Annotated in this window: 4 protein-coding genes and 1 tRNA gene; 3 read left to right on the forward strand and 2 right to left on the reverse strand. The window is 73.0% G+C overall.

From position 1 onward, the window contains the following. Together lepB and H9641_RS15530 are read right to left on the reverse strand one after the other, a co-directional pair. On the reverse strand, positions 1 to 392 hold a 392-nt coding region (gene lepB / locus H9641_RS20790; protein WP_318244630.1), incomplete at its 3' end, for a signal peptidase I. 269 nt (positions 393 to 661) lie between these two features. Beyond that, positions 662 to 748 (reverse strand) — tRNA-Ser (locus H9641_RS15530). Positions 749 to 909: 161 nt separating this feature from the next. On the opposite strand from H9641_RS15530, the gene H9641_RS15535 reads away from it, so the two are divergent. The 3 genes from H9641_RS15535 to H9641_RS15545 are packed head-to-tail and all read left to right on the forward strand — an operon-like array spanning position 910 to position 4,522. After that, on the forward strand, positions 910 to 1,548 hold the full coding sequence (locus H9641_RS15535) for a DUF4956 domain-containing protein (protein WP_191805337.1): 639 nt from the start codon (positions 910 to 912) through the stop codon (positions 1,546 to 1,548). Next, on the forward strand, positions 1,545 to 2,402 hold the full coding sequence (locus H9641_RS15540) for a polyphosphate polymerase domain-containing protein (RefSeq protein ID WP_191805338.1): 858 nt from the start codon (positions 1,545 to 1,547) through the stop codon (positions 2,400 to 2,402). The genes H9641_RS15535 and H9641_RS15540 overlap by 4 nt, the downstream gene beginning before the upstream one ends. Further along, positions 2,402 to 4,522, forward strand: coding sequence for a carbohydrate-binding domain-containing protein (locus tag H9641_RS15545; protein WP_191805339.1), 2,121 nt, complete (start codon positions 2,402 to 2,404; stop codon positions 4,520 to 4,522). Before H9641_RS15540 ends, H9641_RS15545 begins: the two co-directional genes overlap by 1 nt. The last annotated feature ends 90 nt before the right edge of the window (positions 4,523 to 4,612 follow it).

Here is a 4,612-nt window from a genome sequence, read left to right on the forward strand (position 1 = left end):
CCCCCCCCGCCCGGGTCCTTGAAGACCACCACGTCGCCACGGTGGATGTCGAGGAAGCGAGGGACGAACCGCGAGGCCAGGACCCTGTCGTCCTTGATGAGGGTGTTCTCCATCGACTCGCTCGGGATGACGAACGGCTGGACCACGAACGTCTTGATGAGGAACGAGATGACGAGGGCCGCGACGACGATCACGCCGACCTCGCGCGCGAACGACCAGCGCCGCCTGGACCTCACGGCTGCGCCGGGCGCCGGGGCCCCCGCCGAGCCGTCGCCGGGCTCGCCGCTGGGTGCCTGCCCCTCGGGGAAGACCGACTCGACGTCGGGCGCGCCGGGGAAGGCGCCCGACGGTCTCGGCTGGTCGTCTGGGCGCTCGGCGTCGTTCGAAGTCACGGGGACACTCTTTCACCAATGGGGCTGGGGGGCCGGTCGGGTCTCGGCGGGGTGAGTCCGGGCGGTGGCCGGGGAGGTGGGGTGTGTTGTTCGCGCAGCCACCACAATTGTGGTGACTGCACGAACAACCCAACCTCCCCCTGGAGACGGACAGGGCGCGAGCGTCCCGCACGCGCCGCCACGACCCGCAGCAGGTGGCGCGAGATCGCGGGCCAGGCCGGCACCAACGACGAAGGGTCCCGACCACTGGTCGGGACCCTTCGTACTTGCGGTAGCGGTGAGATTCGAACTCACGGTGGACTTTCACCCACACACGCTTTCGAGGCGTGCTCCTTAGGCCACTCGGACACGCTACCCAGCCGAGAACTCCCGGCTGCAGAAGGATACCCGCTCAGAGCGTGAGGACCGAATCGGGCGTCTGCGAACTCATATCCCCGGCTACCCCGGGTCATAGGGACCTCACAGGTTCGGACGGCTCACTGGAGGAGTTCACTTCCCCGTCACCTGGAGGTCACCCGTGACCCAGCCCCCACAGCTCGTGCTGTACCTCGTCGACCTCGTCGCCGTGCTCGTCCTGACGTTCGGCCTCTACTTCCCGCGTCACCGGCGCCGCGACCTGGTCGTCGCCTACCTGGGCGTCAACGTGGGTGTCCTGGCCGTCGCCGCGACGCTCGCGAGCAGCACGGTCGGCGCGGGCCTGGGTCTCGGCCTCTTCGGTGTCCTGTCGATCATCCGCCTGCGCTCGACCGAGCTGTCGCAGCACGAGGTCGCCTACTACTTCGCCGCCCTCGCCCTGGGTCTCCTCGGCGGGCTCGGCGCGAGCGCTGGCTGGCTCGGCGTCGCGGGCAGCGCCCTGATCCTGGTGGTCATGGCGGCCGCGGACCACCCGCGCCTCCTGCGCCGCCACCGCAGCCAGGTCATCATGCTCGACCGCGCGTTCCCCGACGAGGCCGGCCTCGTCGCCTACCTCGAGCAGCTCCTGGGCGCGCACGTCCACTCGGCCTCGGTCCAGCGCCTCGACCTGGTCAACGACACGACCCTGGTCGACGTCCGCTACGAGGTCGCGCCGGGCGGAGGCGTCATCGCCAGCAGCGGCGGCGTGCCGGTCGCCGCAGCGCTCCCGGGCGCCACGGGCACGGGGCAGGTGTCGGCATGACCACGTACCTGCCCGACGGCGCCACGCCCGACACCCTCGCCGCACCCCACGCGGGGTTCTCCCCCATCTCGCTCGACGAGCTCGTCGAGTCGGCCTCGCTCCAGACGCGGATCGACCGCAAGTACGTCCTGCACCGGGCCGAGGCGCGCACGGTGCTCGCCGACCTGGTCGAGAGGGAGCCGGGCGTGCGGGTCCTCGACATCGACGGACGTCGCGACTTCGCGTACGAGTCGGTGTACTTCGACACCCCCGACCTCACGAGCTACCACCTGGCGGCGCACCGGCGCCGCCGCCGGTTCAAGGTCCGTACCCGCACCTACCTGGACTCGGGAGAGGCGTGGCTCGAGGTCAAGACGCGCGCGGCCCGCGGGTCGACCGTCAAGGAGCGCGTCGAGCACGAGCCCGACGCCCGGTGCGCGCTCGGCGACGGCCGCCGCTTCGTGTCCGCGACGCTCGACGACGCCGCGATCCCTGCGGCGGCGGACCTGCCGCTCTCGGCCGGGCTCGTGACCCGCTACCGACGGACCACGCTGTTCCTCCCCGGGAACGCACCGGGCGCACCGGCCGCCCGCGCGACGCTCGACACCGACCTCACGTGGCTGCTCGACGAGGGCACGCCCGCGGGCCGCACCGCGGCGGTCCCCGACCTCGTGGTCGTCGAGACCAAGACCGGGTCGACGCCGTCGTGCCTCGACCACCTGCTCTGGCGCAGCGGCCACCGGCCGCAGCGCATCTCCAAGTACGGCACGGGTCTGGCGGTCCTCCGCCCCGACCTGCCGGGTACGCCGTGGCGGCGCGTCATCCGCCGCTACGTCGAGCCCTCCCTCACCACCTCCCACGACAGGAGCACCTGATGCGACTCCGCAGACCGACCACCGTCACCACCGCGGTCCTGACCGCCACCCTCACCGCCACCGCGCTCGTCGGCTGCACGGCCGACGCCGGCGAGAGCACGAGCGCCACCACGAGCGACGCCGCGTCCGCCACCACCGCGTCGACCGCCGTCGCAGGCCTGACCCCCGAGGAGGCCATGTCGGCGAACGCCGAGCCGCACGCCTCGGGAGCCGACGACGAGGACCTCACCTGGGACGAGTCCGAGGAGGTGGCGATCTCCCTCGAAGGAGACTCGGCCCAGGCCGACGGCGACGGCGTGACCGTGGACGGCTCGACCGTCACGATCACCCAGGCCGGCACCTACCGCGTCACGGGCGAGCTGACCGACGGGCAGGTCGTCGTGGCCTCGTCGGGCGACGGCGTGGTGCGCCTCGTGCTCGACGGTGCGAGCGTCACGAGCTCGACGACCTCGGCACTGGTCGTGGACGACGCGGCGAGCGCCGTCGTCGTCCTGGCCGACGGTTCGACGAACCACCTCGAGGCCACGGGGGCGGCTGCCGACGCGGACGGTGACGGCAGCACCGACGAGCCCGACGGCGCCCTGTTCTCCTCGGCCGACCTGACGATCGGGGGCACGGGCTCGCTCGACGTGGTCAGCGCCTCGACCGACGGGATCGTGAGCAAGGACGGTCTGGTGGTCGCCGGCGGGACCCTCACGGTCGACGCGGGCGACGACGGCATCCGCGGCAAGGACTACCTGGTCGTGACGGACGACGCGTCGATCACGGTCACGGCGGTCGCCGACGGCCTCAAGTCGACCAACGCCGACGACGAGACCATGGGCTACGTCGCGGTCCTCGGCGGGACCGTCGACATCACGTCGGGCGACGACGGCATCCAGGCCGAGACCGACGCGATCGTCGCCGACGCGACCGTCTCCATCGCCGCCGCCGGGGGCGTGGGCGCCGAGGTCGCCGAGGACGCCTCGGCCAAGGGCATCAAGGGCGACGTGGGCGTCGTGGTCGGCGGCAGTGCCGACGTGAGCGTCGACGCCGCCGACGACGGCCTGCACTCGAACGGTGCGGTGTCGGTCTCGGACGGCGAGATCACGCTCGCCTCGGGAGACGACGGTGTCCACGCCGACGGCGACCTCACGGTCTCGGACGGCACCCTCACGGTCACCGAGTCGGTCGAGGGCCTCGAAGGGGCGACCATCACGCTCGCGGGCGGCGACGTCAAGGTCACGTCCTCGGACGACGGCGTGAACGCCGCGGGCGGTACGAGCACCACGTCGGACGCTGCGGGCACCACGCAGGACGGCGCCGCGCAGCAGGATGCCCCCGCGGGCGACGGCGAGATGCCCGACGACTTCACTCCCCCGACCGACGGCGAGATGCCGGCCATGCCCGACGGAGCCGCGCCGGGCGACGGCACGGCAGGCGAGCGGCCCGCGATGCCCGACGGCGAGATGCCAGACGGCACCGCCCCCGGCGGGCAGGCAGGTGGCCAGGGCGGTGGCCCCGGGGGCGAGAGCGCCGACACCGGCGACTACTGGCTCAAGATCTCGGGCGGGACCCTCGTGGTCGACGCGGGCGGAGACGGCCTGGACAGCAACGGGACCATCGAGATCACGGGCGGCACGACCGTGGTCCAGGGCCCGACGAACTCCGGCAACGGCGCGCTCGACACCGCCGGGGCGTTCACGATCTCGGGGGGCACGCTGCTCGCGGCGGGCAGCTCGGGCATGGCGGTCGCCCCGGACACCGACTCGTCGCAGGGCTGGGTCGCGGCGAACCTCGACCAGACCGCCACCGCCGGAACCGTGGTCCACGTGCTGTCCGACGACGGCACGACCCTCGTGTCCTACGAGGTCACCAAGGACACGGAGAACATCGTCTACTCGTCGCCCGAGATCACGACGGGCGCGACGTACGTCTTCCAGGCCGGCGGCACGCTCGGCTCGGCCGACACGACGGGCCTCTCGTCGGACGGCAGCACCGACGGGGCCACGCAGGTCGCGACGGCCACCGCGGGCGAGCTCGCGGGCGGCGGCACGGGAGGCATGGGTGGCGGAGGCCGCCGACCCGGTGCCACCGGCTCGACCGACACCACGGGCGAGGCGACGACGAGCGGTACGTGACGCCGTCGGGCGTGCGCGGCCGTGAGCCGTAGGCGCGCGACGTCCGGGTCGCCGGACGACAGGACGCGAGAGGGGTGCCGCACCGTCGGG

The organism is Oerskovia merdavium (genome assembly GCF_014836755.1).
Classification (GTDB): Bacteria; Actinomycetota; Actinomycetes; order Actinomycetales; family Cellulomonadaceae; genus Oerskovia; species Oerskovia merdavium.